This window comes from Mycobacterium sp. IDUB_24 (assembly GCF_055419385.1).
This window is the reverse complement of record NZ_JBVAXO010000001.1, coordinates 688,455-701,606: the sequence shown is the minus strand read 5'-3', so window position 1 is coordinate 701,606 and position 13,152 is coordinate 688,455. Positions and strand designations below refer to the sequence as shown.

Genomic DNA, 13,152 nt, shown 5'->3' with positions numbered 1-13,152 from the left:
TGAAAATGATAATCATTAACGGTATGCGTGCGTGTTCGTCGTCCCTGCCGCCATCTGATCTGGACCGGCTGCTGGACCAACTCAGGCCGGGAACAATCTGTCTGACCGTCCCGCTCGTCGACGATGTCGTCCAGGTCGGCATCGGCGGTGACTTCGAAACCACTACGGTCGCGGTCACCGTCACGGCCACATCGGTGCGGGTCCGGCGGGTCGACGGCAGGCGCCTGCAGGTACACCTGGTCGAGGGCTGGTCCGAGACGAGCGCACCAGGGGTGGCGGTCCCGGTGTTCGACGAGCCGGTGGACGCCGTCATCCTCGAACGCTGCGACAGACGATGGGGCGCCGGCGCCGGCCTGCGCGCTGTCCGACTCGCCGACCTCGATCGGTTCGTCGGCACGCTGACCCGGTTCGCCCTGGCCAAGCAGTTCCGCGACGGGGGCTTTGATCAGGCGGTAGGTGCGGCGTAGGTCTGCAGGTACTGCGTCAGCGCCCGTTGGCCCTCGGTGAGGATCGCCCGGTCCTTCTCGGGGCCGGCGTGAAAAGCCATCTCCAGCAAGCGATCACCCATCTCGACAGCGACCATCGTCACCAGCGGATCGGTGCCCTCGCGCAGCAGCCCCCAATGCAGCAGCCCGGCATGCAGCGCGTTGGCGAACTCGGCCCGGCGCATGCGGGGATCGGCGAGCTGCCCGGTGGCCAGGCTGGTGTAGTGCAGGTTGACCAGATGTGGATGGTTCCGCAGGTGTTCGTAGTGGAACTCGAAGATGCCGTGGGCCACCTCGGCCAGGCTGGTCGGTGCCAGTGCGGCCAGGACCGCTGCGCCTTCGGCGTCGCGCCGGTCGAGGTGGTCGGTGACGATCTCCTGCAGGATCGCGTCGCGATTGGGGAAGAACTGGTACACCGTCGCGACCGGTACGTCGGCGCGATGGGCGATGGCACGGGTGGTGACAGCGTCGACACCCTGGGTCTCGAGCAGCTCGAGCGCTGCGGACCGGATTCGCTCGACGCGTCGTCTGCTGCGCTCCTGTACTGGTTGGCGGCGCCGTAGGGGCTTGTGGGTGACCACCCGCAAATCGTCGCACATGGCTAACGTGATCCCAATTCATGTTGTCTTGTGGTCCAGGGCGGGGATCGATGCTCGCGCGGGTACGGTCGATGTCGCTTATCGCGACGAGCCCCAGAAGGAAACCGTGTCGATACTGTCCACGCCGATGTTGGCCGATGCTCTTGCCCGGTTGTTCTCCGTGGGGGTGAGACCGGGGCCCATGCGTGGCGTTCGGTTCCCCGACATACCCGGCCGCACAACGCTCACCGAGATCCCGACCCGTCACGGCGACGTTGCCGCCACGGTGTATCACCCGGAGGCCGGCGAGGAGAAGCCCGCGGTGTACGTAAACGTGCATGGCGGTGGCTTCGTCGTCGGGCACCGAGAGCAGGACGATCCATGGTGCCGTTTCCTCGCCGCGCACGCGAATGTGATTGTGGTCAACGTCGATTACCTGTTGGCCCCCGGGCATCGGTTCCCGACGCCGGTCGAGCAGATCTATGACGTGCTCACCTGGGCCTCGGAACCCGAGCGGGACTGGGACGGCACCCGGCTGTGCGTCGGAGGCCAGAGCGCGGGCGGCAGCCTGTCCGCTGCTGCCGCGCGGTTGGCGTTGGAGAGTGGCGGGCCGCGGATCGCACTACAGGTCTTGCACTATCCACCGCTGGACCTGGTCACCGCCACCAAGGACAAGCATTCCCCGGCCGGCGCCAAGGCGGTGTTGAAGCCGTGGATGGGGGAGGTGTTCGACACCGCCTACATCCCCGATCGTGCCCGGCGCAGCGACCGCCTGGCGTCCCCGGCCTGGGGCACCAACGCCGACGGACTCGACGGGATCGCTCCGGCGCTGATCGTCACAGCCGAATACGACCGCCTGCGCGACGAGGCGTGGCAGTACGCGCAGAAGCTCGATGCGGTGGGCGCCCTGGCCGAGTATCACGAAGTGCCCGACGTCGATCACGGTTACAACATCATGAGCAATGCGGCCGAGGTCACGAGGAAGGTCTACGAGCGGATCGCCGGGCACGTCCGCCGCGTCACGGCACCGTGACGCGGATCTCGTCGGGGAGCTCTTGCGGGATCTCCGGCTCTATTTAGGCTTGCCTTACCTAAATGTGTAAGGGCGGTCATGAGGAAGATCCAGGTAGCAGTCATCGGCGCGGGCCCGGCGGGCATCTATGCCGCCGACATTCTCACCAAGGAGTACGAGCACGCCCGTGTCGACGTCTTCGACCGGCTCCCAGCGCCGTATGGGCTGGTGCGCTACGGCGTCGCCCCAGATCATCCGCGGATCAAGGAGATCATCAAGGCGCTGCGCCGGGTGCTGTCCCGTGACCAGAACAGCGTGCGATTCATCGGCAATGTCCACTACGGCACGGATCTGAGGCTGGCCGATCTGCGGCGCCACTACGACGCGGTGATCTTCTCCACCGGGGCGCGGGCCGACCGGGCGCTCGACATCCCCGGCATCGACCTGGAGGGAAGCTACGGCGCCGCCGACTTCGTGTCCTGGTACGACGGACATCCCGACGTGCCGCGCACCTGGCCGCTGACCGCCAAGCACGTCGCGGTGCTCGGCGCGGGCAACGTGGCCCTCGATATCGCCCGGATGCTCGCCAAGCCGGCCGACGAGCAGCTCGTCACCGAGATTCCGGGCAACGTCTATCAGGGCCTTGCCGCCAATCAGGCCACCGACGTCCACGTGTTCGCCCGACGCGGGCCCGCGCAGATCAAGTTCAGCCCGATGGAGTTTCGCGAGCTGTCGCATTCGCCGAGCGTGGACGTCATCGTGCATCCCGAGGGGTTCGAGATCGACGAGGCCAGCCAGCACGCCATCAACACGACCAAGTCGACCCGGCTCGTAGTGGACACCATGATGAAGTACCTGCAGCGCGAGCCGACGGGCGCACCGCACCGTATCCACCTTCATCTGTGCCAGGCGCCCGTGGCCGTGCTGGGCACCGACCGGGTCCAAGGCCTGCGCACCGAGCACATGGAACTGTGTGGGGATGGAAATGTCCGTGGGACAGGAGAATTCACCGATTGGCCGGTCGAAGCTGTGTACCGCGCCGTCGGCTACCTGTCCACCCATCTGGCGGATCTACCGTTCGATCATCACGCCGGTGTGGTGCCCAACGATGCAGGCCGGGTGCTGGATATCGACGGTGGGTTGATCGACGCGGCGTACGTGACGGGCTGGGTCAAGCGCGGCCCGATCGGGTTGATCGGGCATACCAAGTCCGACGCGGCCGAAACCGTCACGAGCCTGCTCAACGACCTGTCAGGCCTGCGGGCGCCCGAAACCGGCGATCCCGATGCGATCCTCGAGCATTTGTCGGCCAACGGCGTCGACTACACCACGTGGGCGGAGTGGGAGCGCCTTGATGCCCACGAGATGTCCCTGGGCGAGGTGCAGGGACGCGAACGTGTGAAAGTGGTGGCGCGGCAGGACATGCTGCGGGCCGGACGCGACGCCTTGGTGCGCGACTGAAATGCGATCGTGCCGCGGTCGTCAACCCAGCGAACTGTGCACGGCCAGGGTGGCCGCGACGGCGTTGGCCGCTTCGGCGCCCTTCTTGACGAAGTGCTTCGTGAAGTAATCGATGTGCTCATCGTGCTCGTGGAAATGGTGCGGGGTGAGCACGACAGAGAACACCGGCACGTCGGTGTCGAGTTGCACGCGCATCAGCCCGTCGATCACCGCGGTGGCCACGAAGTCGTGGCGGTAGATTCCGCCGTCGACGACGAGTCCCGCCGCGACGATCGCCCGGTACCGCCCGGTCAGTGCCAGACGCTTTGCGGTGAGCGGAATTTCGAACGCACCGGGCACTTCGAAGAACTCCAGCGCGCCGCCGGCGATCCCGTGGCTGCCGATCTGTTCGGTGAACCCCTCGCGGGCCTTGTCGACGATGTTGCGATGCCAGGTGGCTTGCACGAACGCGATCTGAGTGGCTGCGTCAGACATGTAGTGACGCTATCGCACGTCGAGGTAGGCGTCGGCCCAGGCGCCGATGATTCGTCCGGCGCGTTTGGCCTGCCCGGGTCCGGTCAGAAGGTGTTCGGAACCTTCCAGTGAGACGAAACTGCGCGGGTGGCGCGCGGCCCAGAAGATGTCGCTCGCGTTCTTGATGCCGACGGTGTTGTCGGTCGGGGAGTGCAGGATGAGCAGCGGCATTTTCAGCGCCGTGATCTTGTCGCGTAGGTCGGCGGCCCGGACGTCCTCGACGAATGCGCGCTTGAGGGTCAGGGTCTTCCCGCCGACCATCCACTCACCGCTGCCCTCGGCGCAGACCTGCTCGATCACCGCGTCGTATTGACGTTCCACGTGTGTGGGGTCGAACGGGGCACCTACGGTCACCACGGCCCGCACGCCGGGGGACTGCCGGGCTGCGGCGATCACCGCGGCGCCGCCGAACGAGTGGCCGATCAGAATGTCGGCCGGCGTTCCGCGCTCGGCCATGAAGGTGCAGGCGGCGATCACGTCGTTGACCTTCACGGTGAACGAGCCGTCACCCCAGTCACCCTCGGACGCGCCGAGACCCAGTGCGTCAAAGCGCAGCATGCCGATCCCGTCGCCGGCGAGCTGTTTGCAGATGCGGGACGCGGCCGGGGAGTCCTTGCCCAAGGTGAAACCGTGCGAGAAGACGCCCCATCCCCGGATCGGACCCTCGGGCCGGTCGATCACACCCGCCAGCGTCGGGCCGGTCGAACTCGGGAATGTGACGCGCTCAGCCATGACGGTGGTTTACCACGTGACCCGCGACGGGGCGGCGATTAGCCGGAGGTACCTGCGAGGTTGCCGGCCCAGCTCCGTAATGTGGAGATCATGGCTGCTGCTGGTCAGTGCTGCCCGGCAAGCTGCGACTGAATGTATTGAGATGTGGAGCAAGTTCGTGCCCCTGAACACCATCGCGCTGGAACTCGTCCCGCCGACCCTGGAACGCGGCCTGCAGTACCCCGTCGAAGAGGCGCGGAAAGTGCTCGCACTGGCAGCTGAAACCGGCATCGAAGGCCGGATCCGCCACGTCATGATCCCCGGAATGATCGACGAGGACGACGACCGTCCGATCGAGATGAAGCCGCGGATGGATGTCCTGGACTACTGGAACATCCTGCGGCCCGAACTTCCCGAGATGCGGGGTCTGTGCACGCAGGTCACGTCCTTTCTGGGCCAGGAGGCGTTGGGCAAGCGCCTGAACGACCTCAGCGGGGCAGCTTTCGACGGCATCGCATTCGTCGGCGTGCCCCGGACCATGAAGGACGGCGAGGGTGAAGGTGTCGCCCCCACCGATGCCTTGTCGATCTATGAGGATCTGGTCCCCAACCGCGGTGCCATCCTGATCCCCACCCGCGACGGTGAGCAGGGCCGGTTCAACTTCAAATGTGAGCAGGGCGCCACCTACGGCATGACCCAGCTGCTGTACTCCGACGCGATCGTCGAATACCTGACCGAGCTCGCCAAGACCACCGAACACCGGCCCGAGATCCTGCTGTCGTTCGGTTTCGTGCCGAAGATGGAGACCAAGGTCGGCCTGATCAACTGGCTCATCCAAGACCCCGGCAATCCTGCCGTCGCTGCCGAGCAGGAGTTCGTGAGCCACCTGGCCGCTATCGACCCGGCCGAAAAGCGCAAGCTGATGCTCGACCTCTACAAGCGGGTGATCGACGGGGTCGCCGATCTCGGCTTCCCGCTGAGCATCCACTTCGAGGCGGCCTACGGGGTGTCCAAGCCCGCCTTCGAGACGTTCGCCGAGATGCTGGAGTACTGGGCTCCGGACCGCGCGGGCTAGCCGTTGCCAGGCGGCCGTTCTTGTCGGTGGTCGAATGTATGTTCGAGTCATGCAGGCGGGTGCGGTCCAAGCGGTAGAGGGGTTGCGGGCCGCCTACGACGCGTTCGCCGCCTGTGATTTTGGGGTGTTGACCCGGACTGACTTGCTGGCGGTGCTCGACGAGTACGAGACCCTGGCGTGTCAGTTGCCCGGCCCGCTGCATCGGTTGCTGGCCCAGCTCCAAGTTGAGGCCGCGCCACGTGAGTTGGGTGCCAAATCGTGGAACGAGGTGCTACGGATCCGGTGGCGGTTGTCGAGCGCTGAGGCCGGCCGCCGCCTGGCCGAGACCGCCGAGTTGGGGCCCCGGCGCACCCTGACCGGGGAACCCTTGCCGCCGGTGCTGCCCGTGGTCACCGCCGCCCAGTCGGCGGGGTTGCTCACCGGTGATCACGTCAAAGTGCTGCGTGAGGCCGTGGGGGATCTGCCCGGCTTCGTCGACCAGACCACCCGCGAACAGTTCGAAGCCGACCTGGTCCGCGTCGCCGTCAGCGTGGGCCCCAAAGAACTCAAAGAAACAGCCGGACTGCGCCTGTTCCTGCTCGATCAGGACGGACCCGAACCCGACGAGACCGAACGGGCCCGCAAGCGCGGGGTCACCATGGGCAAGCAGGGCCGCGATGCGATGACCGCCCTGATGGCCAACCTGAACCCCGAAGCCGCCGCGGTGTTCGAGGTCTTGTTCGCCAAGTTCGCCGCCCCGGGTATGTGCAACCCCGACGATGACCCACCGTGCACCACCGGCACACCCACCCAAGCTCAGATCGACAGCGATCACCGCAGCCTGGCCCAACGCCAACACGACGCGCTGCTGGTCATCGGGCGGATCGCGTTGATGAGCGGGGACCTCGGACAGCTCAACGGGCTACCGGTGTCGGTGATCATCCGCACCACCCTGCAAGACCTCGAATCGCGCGCCGGGATCGGGGTGACCGGAGGCGGCCGCAAAATCCCCATCAAAGACGTCATCCGGATGGGCGCCCATGCCCACCATCACCTGGCGATCTTCGATCAGGCCACCGGCGCGGCGTTGAATTATTTCCGGGCCCGCCGTGTCGCCAGCCCGGCCCAACGCATCATGCTCATCGCCCGCGACGGCGGGTGCACCAAACCGGGCTGCACCGTCGGGGCCTACGGCTGCCAGATCCATCACGCGGTGGCGGATTGGGCGGACGGGGGCAACACCAACGTCGACGACATGACCCTGGCCTGTGGGCCGGACAATCGGATGGTCGGCGCCGGCGGCGGCTACACCACCCTCATCAATCCCGACGGTGAAGTGGAATGGCATCCACCTCCGGGACTGGATCACGGTCAACACCGCATCAACTACCACCACCGCCCCGAACTACTCCTGACCCCACCCGAGGACCAGCACCCCGACCCGCAACCGGGCCCCGTGCCGGAAGCGAAGCCAGACCCTGCACCGGAGCCAGCCCCGCCGGCCTGGCAGCTAGCGCCAAACCCCGAGTTGGCCCCGGACCTCACCGCAGATGACCACCCAGGCCTCGAATGGACCGCGCACCGCGATCCCGACCCCGACTGGGCTTTGGTACCCGTCCGTGTACCCGAACCGCACTGCGACGAATGGGACCAGGACTGGAACCCGCAGTGGGACCTACAGCGCGACGCAGCTTTCGGCGAGACCACACCGGTCTCGCCCAATGTCGAACACCTCTGCAACCCAGACTCGTCCGACACAGACACGACCACCCCAAAGCCGTTCAACCCAGCCATCCCGCCCGGCTGGGAACTGCTGCCCGACGACGCACCACCAGCCGAATCCCACCACGACACATACACATACGACGACCCCGACCCATGGCCACCCATCGACCACTACGCCCTCAGCAGCAAGCCAGCACGCGGTCCCTAAGCATCCGAGCAAGCCCGGCGCTTGCCCGCGCCATCTCGCCAGTGACTGCCTGCGTTTATCTGCAACCGCGGCCTTTGGGGCGGGATACTAGTCATGGATTCAATCCGTCCGGGGGCATCGGCGGGCCATGCGAACAACGCCCGCGCCAGCCAGACGCATGGCAATCGCGACGAAAATCTGCGTGCCCGGGATGATCGTCCGAAACGTGATTGTCGTCGACATCACGCTGCCGCTTTCCGCGGGCTCGACGGTGATCTGGCCGGTGTAGTCGCGAAAGGGTAGTCCCGACACCAGGCTGTACCGCAGTATTGTCGGCGGCTCGAACCACGTGATTCGTTCGCGGATAACCGGTCCGAACATATGGAGAGCCCGGACCGCGCCCACACCGTTTGGATCGGGGCTGCCGGGATTTTCCAGAACCACCGTGTGAGACGGCGTCCACTCGGACATCCGTTCGTGGTTCGAGATGATATTCCAAACGACTTGTGGGTCTGCGGCGACCCGACGAACATCGGTGTAGCGGTACGACCGTCCCATCAGATCAGACAATCACTGCCGAAGTGTGCTGTCGAGGTCCGTCGCGGTAGTCAGCCGAGCGATTGGACCCGCGCTGCGAGGGTGGCCGTCCACTCCTTCAGGTACTCGTCATCGGTCGAGGGCGTTGTTGAACGACGGAATAGGTTGGAGGAGAAGCGTTCTCCGAGCAGGCTGTTGATTCCGAGTGTTGCCAGAACTCGCGTCTGCTCGGGCGACTTGTTCGGCGCCCAGACGCTGATCCATCCATTCAGTTCTTCGCACAGCCCGTCGACGAGCGCAGCGTAAGCGGTATCGAGGCGGTCGGACAATCCCGCGGGCGTGCGGGCGGCGATTTGGAGCGATCGTCTCCCCGTGAGCTGATGAGAATCAACGAGATTCGTTCAGAACCAGCACGATCAGTTCTTCCAGGCTGTTCAGTCGGGCCCTGTGGTTGACTGCCTCGACTGCCGAAATGACAGTGCGCACGACACTTTCCGGGCACGAGGCCAAGTTCTTGACATGAAGCTCGAGGCGATCTTCCAGGTTGTCGAGGACAACGCTGCTCATGCCGTCGTCGGGATACCGTAGGCTCGACCAGCAATCCACCAAGGCGGGGTAGTTGCCGCCGTAGAAATCCGGGAATCCGAACGTCTTCTTCAGAACGGCATGTAGTTGCTCGGTTGTCTTCGTTCCACTCAGGTCAATTGAGATCGTCTTGTCCATAGACGAGTCAGTTTCCCTCGCCCATCGCCGTGCCGACCGCTTGGGCGATGAAGCGCACGGCGTCATTGCGGCTCACCGAGGCCATCAACTGTGCGGCGGCTTGGATCTCTGGGCCCACCAGACAGGTGGGGCCCTCGGTGAGATGGGCGAATGCCGTCGCGACCACGTCATCGACCGCAGCCGCACCCGGCGGGGTTTGATCCGGCGAGTCGATCTGGCCCCGTTCATGTTCGAGTCTGCGCAGCGCGGGAGTGTCGGTCTTGCCGAGGATCAGCCCGAGCACGTCAACGCCCTTGTCGTGCAACTCAGTCCACAACGCTTCGGCGAACACCATGTCGAAGGCCTTGCTCGCACCGTAGGCCACCATGTTCGGACCACCGGCGAATCCGGCACCCGATCCGAAAACGATGATGCCGCCGCGGGCTCGATCCACCATCGGCTGTGCGTAGTGGTGGCACAGCTGCATCGGCACCATGCAGTTGCGCTGCACGAGCGATTCGGCATCCGAGAGCGGCCCTGACAAGAACGGGGTGAACTTGGGATCGGCACCCGCGCAGTACACCAGGAAACCGATGTCCAGATCCGAGGTGGCTGAGATCACCTCGGCAGCGGCCCCGGCCGTGGCCAGGTCGATTGCCAGCGTGCGGGTTTGCACGCCAGTCTGCTGCCGGATCTTCGCGGCGACGTCATCGAGTACCTCTTGGCGCCGGGCCAGCAGCACCACGTTGAGGCCGCGCCGGGCCAGTTCCTCGGCCATGGCCGAGCCGACCCCGTCGGAGGCGCCCGCCACCAGTGCCCACGGCCCGTACTTGTCTGCGAATTCCATTGCCCCTAGACCTCGACCACTCGAATCGGGGTGAAGCGTCGGCGTGCAACGCGCCACCCCTCGTCAGTCCGCACCAGCTCGTCGTCGTAGAAGCCGACGGCGTTGACACCGGAGTTGTTGTCCTGAGCCATGATCAGCGCGTCGACATAGGTGCGTGCCGTCGCGCTGGCGCCATCGCTGGCGATTGCATGGTTGCTCAGTCGATGCATGGTGTGCCCGGCCATCGCATGGGATCGCTCCATGAACTCGGTGACCGCGTCCGCCCCGTTCCATTGCCCGATCTCGCCGTAGTCGAGCACGCAGTCACCGGTGAACACGGTGCGGAACAGCGGCCAGTCCCGCCGGTCGATCCCGGTGGCGTAGCGAACCAGCACATCGACGATGTCCAGGTGGTCTTCGTGGTAGGTCACGCGTGTTCTCCGTTCGGATGCACAATGATTCGGGCCGGTCCCGCCGACCGGCGAGCCAAGTCGAGGGCGTCGGGAACCCCGTCGAGCGGCACCACCATGCCGATACTGGGTGTCGGGTCCAGGTCTCCGGACGCGATCGCGTCCAGCGTCCCGTACCAGTCCTGCGGCCACGGCCCGCCGCCGAACTGCAGGGTCACTCCCTGTCGGGTGGCAGTGGTGATGTCGAGGGTGTCTCCGGTGTACCAGCCGCCGGCGCAGTAGATGCGGGTGCACATATCGGATTCCTCGACGATCTTCTGGATCAGCCCCGACGCGCCGACGCATTCGAACACGACGGCCGGGCCCCACAGGTTGCGTTCGGCGCGCACCTCGCGCCAGACCTCCATCGGTGAGCGCTCAGCCGGGTCGACGGCGATGTGGGCGCCGAACTCCTTGCAGGCCAGCGCCCGTCGATCCGCTTGGTAGTCCGAGACGATGATCGGTTCGACGCCGCGGCGGGCCAGGGCCGCCGCGGCGGACAGCCCGATCGCACCGGCACCGACCACGATGGGGATCTCGCCGGGTTCGAGTCGAGCACTGCGGACGTAGAACTCGCCGACTGCGAAGGCATCCGTCAGCGCGACGGCATCGTCGGAGGCGTCGCCCGTGACGGCACGGGCGATCGCTTCGGTGACCACCACCATCTCGGCGAAACTTCCCTGCGAATCAGGGTGCTGGCCGATGATGTGCCCGCCGTCGGCGCCGCCGTTGATCAGGCGCAGTGGAATCGAGGTGACCCGGGTGCCGACGGGGAACTGATCGGTGCAGCCGGGACCGTGACCGATGACCTCGCCGACGAACTCGTGGCCCAGCACCACATCCTGTCCGGTGTCGTAGAGCGATCGGCCCGTCGGATCGTTGAGTCCGAGTTCCGGGTGGTCCATGAAGTGGACATCGGACGCACAGATCGCGGTACTGAGTACCCGCAACAGAAGCTCACCTGGACCCGGTACGGGATCGGGGATCTCGCGCACACTGAGTGCGCCTTCCCGTAAGACGACTGCGCGCATCGCACCTACCAATTCTCGAATAATCGAGATAGTCTCTCGAATTGACAAGACGACTGTAGGAATCGCCAAGAACGGAGTCAAGGGTGCGTGGTGCGGGCTCGGCGCCGACAGGCCGGGTGCTCGATGTGGTCGAGTTGCTGGCGAGTTCCGGTGACGCGCGGTTGCGGTTCTCCGATGTGGTCAGCGCACTGGACCTGACTCAGGCCACCGCACACGCGATCCTCAAGACCTTGTGCGACCGGGGCTGGCTGATCCGTGATCCCGTGGACAAGACGTTCGCCCTCGGGCCGGGTCTGGCCGTGGTGGCCGCCCGAACCGAGTCGGTGCGTCCGCTGGCACATGCGGCCCGCCTTGCCGCGCAGGAACTTTCACAGCAGCTTGGGTACGCCGCCTCGGTGGTCGAGCGAGCCGCGGAGGAGCTGGTGATCACCGCCTTCGAAGGCGCTGGGCCCCGGCCCGCGGGCACACCGGGCGATCGCATCCGGTACGCACCACCGTTCGGCGTCGCCTTCGCAGCCTGGGACTCGCCTGCGCAGCAGCGGGCCTGGATCGACCGAGCGCCCACGACGGGCGACGCTCTCACCGAACGGCTCATCGAGGTTCTGGCCCAGACCCGGGAGCGGGGTTTCGACGTCGACTGGACGACACCGGAGCTGACCCGGGCGGCGCAGATGGTCGGCTCGCTACCGAGTGACGGACTGCCCGAGCACGTCCGCGGCATCACCGATCAACTGCTCGCCGAATTCACCACGATCGGCCTGGCCCCGGGCGGCGCCGCGGGAGGCAAATCGCAGCCGGTGGCTACGATCGCCGCACCCGTGTTCGACGCTCACGGCCGGGTCGCGCTGATCCTGTCCGTACACCCGCTGCGGTCCATGACCATCCGCCAGGTGGACACTGCAGGACAGCGGGTCAGGCGGGCGGCCGATCGGCTGCCCCGACCGTAAAGGTGAAGTCCGCGACTCCTCCGACGCCACCGGAGACCACGTCGCCGGGTTGCATCGGACCGACCCCGGCCGGGGTTCCGCTGTAGATCAGGTCGCCGGGTGCGAGGTCCACGGCCGCCGAGATCGCGCCGATGACTTCCGGCACCGACCAGATCAGGTCCTTGAGGTCGCCGTGCTGCTTGAGTTCGCCGTTGACGCGCAGCCAGATCTCGCCGTTGTCCGGGTGACCGACTTCGTCGACCGGATGGATCGGGGTGCATGGGGCGGACGCATCGAAGCCCTTGGCCCAGTCCCAGGGCCGGCTGAGTTTCTTCGCCTCGTCCTGCAGGTCGCGCCGGGTCAGATCGACACCGACGCCGTAGCCCCAGATCAGGTCCAGCGCGTCGTCCGGTGCCACGTCGCGGCCGCCGGCACCCAGCGCCACCACGAGCTCGATCTCGTGGTGAAACGACGAGGTCAGCGACGGATAGGGCACTGTTCCTGCCGCATCGATCACGGCGTCGGCCGGCTTCATGAAGAAGAATGGCGGCTCCCGGTCGGGGTCTTTGCCCATCTCACGCGCATGGGCCGCGTAATTGCGTCCGACGCAGAACACCCGCCGCACCGGAAAGCGGCCGGGCCCGGTACTGACCGGGAGCGACACCTGCGGTGGGGGTGGGATCACGAAGTCGGCCATGGGAACCATCTTCCCCGACCGTGTCAGAACGCGTCGGTATCCAGTGGCATGACGTCGCCGTCGATCGATTCCACAACCTCACGAACCGCCGTCAGCAGCGGCAACATGTTGTGCGCGAAGAACTTCGCCACCGCGATCTTGCCTTCGAAGAATGCCCGGTCGCGGTCGGTGGCCGGCCCGGTCAGACCAGCCAGGGCAGACTGAGCGACCTGCGCACCGACCAGCAGGCGCTGATCTACATCACGCACGGTCCAGCCC

The 13,152-nt window shown here is 66.1% G+C and carries 17 protein-coding genes; 6 read left to right on the top strand and 11 right to left on the bottom strand.

Annotation, left to right across the window (positions count from 1 at the left end):
* The first annotated feature begins 23 nt into the window (after positions 1-23).
* On the top strand, positions 24-467 hold the full coding sequence (locus ACZYZF_RS03465) for a hypothetical protein (protein WP_463834531.1): 444 nt from the start codon (positions 24-26) through the stop codon (positions 465-467).
* Here the strand turns inward: ACZYZF_RS03465 and ACZYZF_RS03460 are convergent.
* Entirely contained in the window at positions 446-1,084 is a 639-nt protein-coding gene (locus ACZYZF_RS03460; protein ID WP_463743511.1) for a TetR/AcrR family transcriptional regulator, read from the bottom strand. The genes ACZYZF_RS03465 and ACZYZF_RS03460 overlap by 22 nt on opposite strands.
* A 106-nt stretch (positions 1,085-1,190) precedes the next feature.
* Here ACZYZF_RS03460 and ACZYZF_RS03455 point away from each other — a divergent pair, with 106 nt between their 5' ends.
* Together ACZYZF_RS03455 and ACZYZF_RS03450 are read left to right on the top strand one after the other, a co-directional pair.
* Positions 1,191-2,096, top strand: a complete 906-nt coding sequence (locus ACZYZF_RS03455; protein WP_463834530.1) for an alpha/beta hydrolase — start codon at positions 1,191-1,193, stop codon at positions 2,094-2,096.
* A gap of 78 nt (positions 2,097-2,174) precedes the next feature.
* Positions 2,175-3,536, top strand: a complete 1,362-nt coding sequence (locus tag ACZYZF_RS03450) for an FAD-dependent oxidoreductase (protein ID WP_463834529.1) — start codon at positions 2,175-2,177, stop codon at positions 3,534-3,536.
* Between the two features lie 21 nt (positions 3,537-3,557).
* Here ACZYZF_RS03450 and ACZYZF_RS03445 read toward each other — a convergent pair whose 3' ends face one another.
* Both ACZYZF_RS03445 and ACZYZF_RS03440 read right to left on the bottom strand, forming a co-directional pair.
* Positions 3,558-4,010 (bottom strand): 6,7-dimethyl-8-ribityllumazine synthase, encoded by a 453-nt coding sequence (locus tag ACZYZF_RS03445; RefSeq protein WP_463743514.1) that lies wholly within the window; start codon positions 4,008-4,010, stop codon positions 3,558-3,560.
* Between the two features lie 9 nt (positions 4,011-4,019).
* The gene (locus ACZYZF_RS03440; RefSeq protein ID WP_463743515.1) at positions 4,020-4,781 is read right to left on the bottom strand and encodes an alpha/beta hydrolase family protein; all 762 of its coding nucleotides are present in this window, start codon (positions 4,779-4,781) and stop codon (positions 4,020-4,022) included.
* Between the two features lie 142 nt (positions 4,782-4,923).
* On the opposite strand from ACZYZF_RS03440, the gene ACZYZF_RS03435 reads away from it, so the two are divergent.
* Entirely contained in the window at positions 4,924-5,835 is a 912-nt protein-coding gene (locus ACZYZF_RS03435; protein ID WP_463834528.1) for a mycobacterial-type methylenetetrahydrofolate reductase, read from the top strand.
* A gap of 34 nt (positions 5,836-5,869) precedes the next feature.
* Positions 5,870-7,747: an HNH endonuclease signature motif containing protein gene (locus ACZYZF_RS03430; RefSeq protein ID WP_463834526.1), complete on the top strand. Its 1,878-nt coding sequence runs from the start codon at positions 5,870-5,872 to the stop codon at positions 7,745-7,747.
* Between the two features lie 99 nt (positions 7,748-7,846).
* Here ACZYZF_RS03430 and ACZYZF_RS03425 read toward each other — a convergent pair whose 3' ends face one another.
* The 6 genes from ACZYZF_RS03425 to ACZYZF_RS03400 are packed head-to-tail and all read right to left on the bottom strand — an operon-like array spanning position 7,847 to position 11,271.
* Positions 7,847-8,296, bottom strand: a complete 450-nt coding sequence (locus tag ACZYZF_RS03425; RefSeq protein ID WP_463834525.1) for an SRPBCC family protein — start codon at positions 8,294-8,296, stop codon at positions 7,847-7,849.
* Between the two features lie 38 nt (positions 8,297-8,334).
* A complete protein-coding gene (locus ACZYZF_RS03420) occupies positions 8,335-8,592 on the bottom strand; it encodes a hypothetical protein (protein ID WP_463743518.1) in 258 nt (85 codons plus the stop codon).
* A 58-nt stretch (positions 8,593-8,650) separates the two neighbouring features.
* Entirely contained in the window at positions 8,651-8,986 is a 336-nt protein-coding gene (locus ACZYZF_RS03415; RefSeq protein WP_463834524.1) for a barstar family protein, read from the bottom strand.
* Positions 8,987-8,993: 7 nt separating this feature from the next.
* Entirely contained in the window at positions 8,994-9,812 is an 819-nt protein-coding gene (locus ACZYZF_RS03410) for an SDR family NAD(P)-dependent oxidoreductase (protein ID WP_463834523.1), read from the bottom strand.
* A 5-nt stretch (positions 9,813-9,817) separates the two neighbouring features.
* On the bottom strand, positions 9,818-10,222 hold the full coding sequence (locus ACZYZF_RS03405) for a nuclear transport factor 2 family protein (RefSeq protein WP_463743521.1): 405 nt from the start codon (positions 10,220-10,222) through the stop codon (positions 9,818-9,820).
* A complete protein-coding gene (locus ACZYZF_RS03400; protein ID WP_463743522.1) occupies positions 10,219-11,271 on the bottom strand; it encodes an alcohol dehydrogenase catalytic domain-containing protein in 1,053 nt (350 codons plus the stop codon). The genes ACZYZF_RS03405 and ACZYZF_RS03400 overlap by 4 nt, the downstream gene beginning before the upstream one ends.
* A 116-nt stretch (positions 11,272-11,387) precedes the next feature.
* Here ACZYZF_RS03400 and ACZYZF_RS03395 point away from each other — a divergent pair, with 116 nt between their 5' ends.
* Complete coding sequence (locus ACZYZF_RS03395) at positions 11,388-12,218, top strand: IclR family transcriptional regulator (RefSeq protein ID WP_463744158.1); 831 nt, start codon at positions 11,388-11,390, stop codon at positions 12,216-12,218.
* Here ACZYZF_RS03395 and ACZYZF_RS03390 read toward each other — a convergent pair.
* Both ACZYZF_RS03390 and ACZYZF_RS03385 read right to left on the bottom strand, forming a co-directional pair.
* The gene (locus ACZYZF_RS03390) at positions 12,184-12,894 is read right to left on the bottom strand and encodes a fumarylacetoacetate hydrolase family protein (protein ID WP_463743523.1); all 711 of its coding nucleotides are present in this window, start codon (positions 12,892-12,894) and stop codon (positions 12,184-12,186) included. The two genes, ACZYZF_RS03395 and ACZYZF_RS03390, sit on opposite strands and share 35 nt — an antisense overlap.
* Positions 12,895-12,917: 23 nt before the next feature.
* Positions 12,918-13,142: an acyl-CoA dehydrogenase C-terminal domain-containing protein gene (locus ACZYZF_RS03385; RefSeq protein ID WP_463743524.1), complete on the bottom strand. Its 225-nt coding sequence runs from the start codon at positions 13,140-13,142 to the stop codon at positions 12,918-12,920.
* Positions 13,143-13,152 lie beyond the last annotated feature (10 nt).

What these genes read in the sequence shown, in the direction of transcription:
- ACZYZF_RS03410 (WP_463834523.1), bottom strand. Translation starts at nt 9,812, where the DNA reads ATGGAATTCGCAGACAAGTACGGGCCGTGGGCACTGGTGGCGGGCGCC.
- ACZYZF_RS03445 (WP_463743514.1), bottom strand. Translation starts at nt 4,010, where the DNA reads ATGTCTGACGCAGCCACTCAGATCGCGTTCGTGCAAGCCACCTGGCAT.
- ACZYZF_RS03390 (WP_463743523.1), bottom strand. Translation starts at nt 12,894, where the DNA reads ATGGCCGACTTCGTGATCCCACCCCCACCGCAGGTGTCGCTCCCGGTC.
- ACZYZF_RS03460 (WP_463743511.1), bottom strand. Translation starts at nt 1,084, where the DNA reads ATGTGCGACGATTTGCGGGTGGTCACCCACAAGCCCCTACGGCGCCGC.
- ACZYZF_RS03440 (WP_463743515.1), bottom strand. Translation starts at nt 4,781, where the DNA reads ATGGCTGAGCGCGTCACATTCCCGAGTTCGACCGGCCCGACGCTGGCG.
- ACZYZF_RS03435 (WP_463834528.1), top strand. Translation starts at nt 4,924, where the DNA reads ATGTGGAGCAAGTTCGTGCCCCTGAACACCATCGCGCTGGAACTCGTC.
- ACZYZF_RS03465 (WP_463834531.1), top strand. Translation starts at nt 24, where the DNA reads ATGCGTGCGTGTTCGTCGTCCCTGCCGCCATCTGATCTGGACCGGCTG.
- ACZYZF_RS03450 (WP_463834529.1), top strand. Translation starts at nt 2,175, where the DNA reads ATGAGGAAGATCCAGGTAGCAGTCATCGGCGCGGGCCCGGCGGGCATC.
- ACZYZF_RS03415 (WP_463834524.1), bottom strand. Translation starts at nt 8,986, where the DNA reads ATGGACAAGACGATCTCAATTGACCTGAGTGGAACGAAGACAACCGAG.
- ACZYZF_RS03400 (WP_463743522.1), bottom strand. Translation starts at nt 11,271, where the DNA reads ATGCGCGCAGTCGTCTTACGGGAAGGCGCACTCAGTGTGCGCGAGATC.
- ACZYZF_RS03430 (WP_463834526.1), top strand. Translation starts at nt 5,870, where the DNA reads ATGTATGTTCGAGTCATGCAGGCGGGTGCGGTCCAAGCGGTAGAGGGG.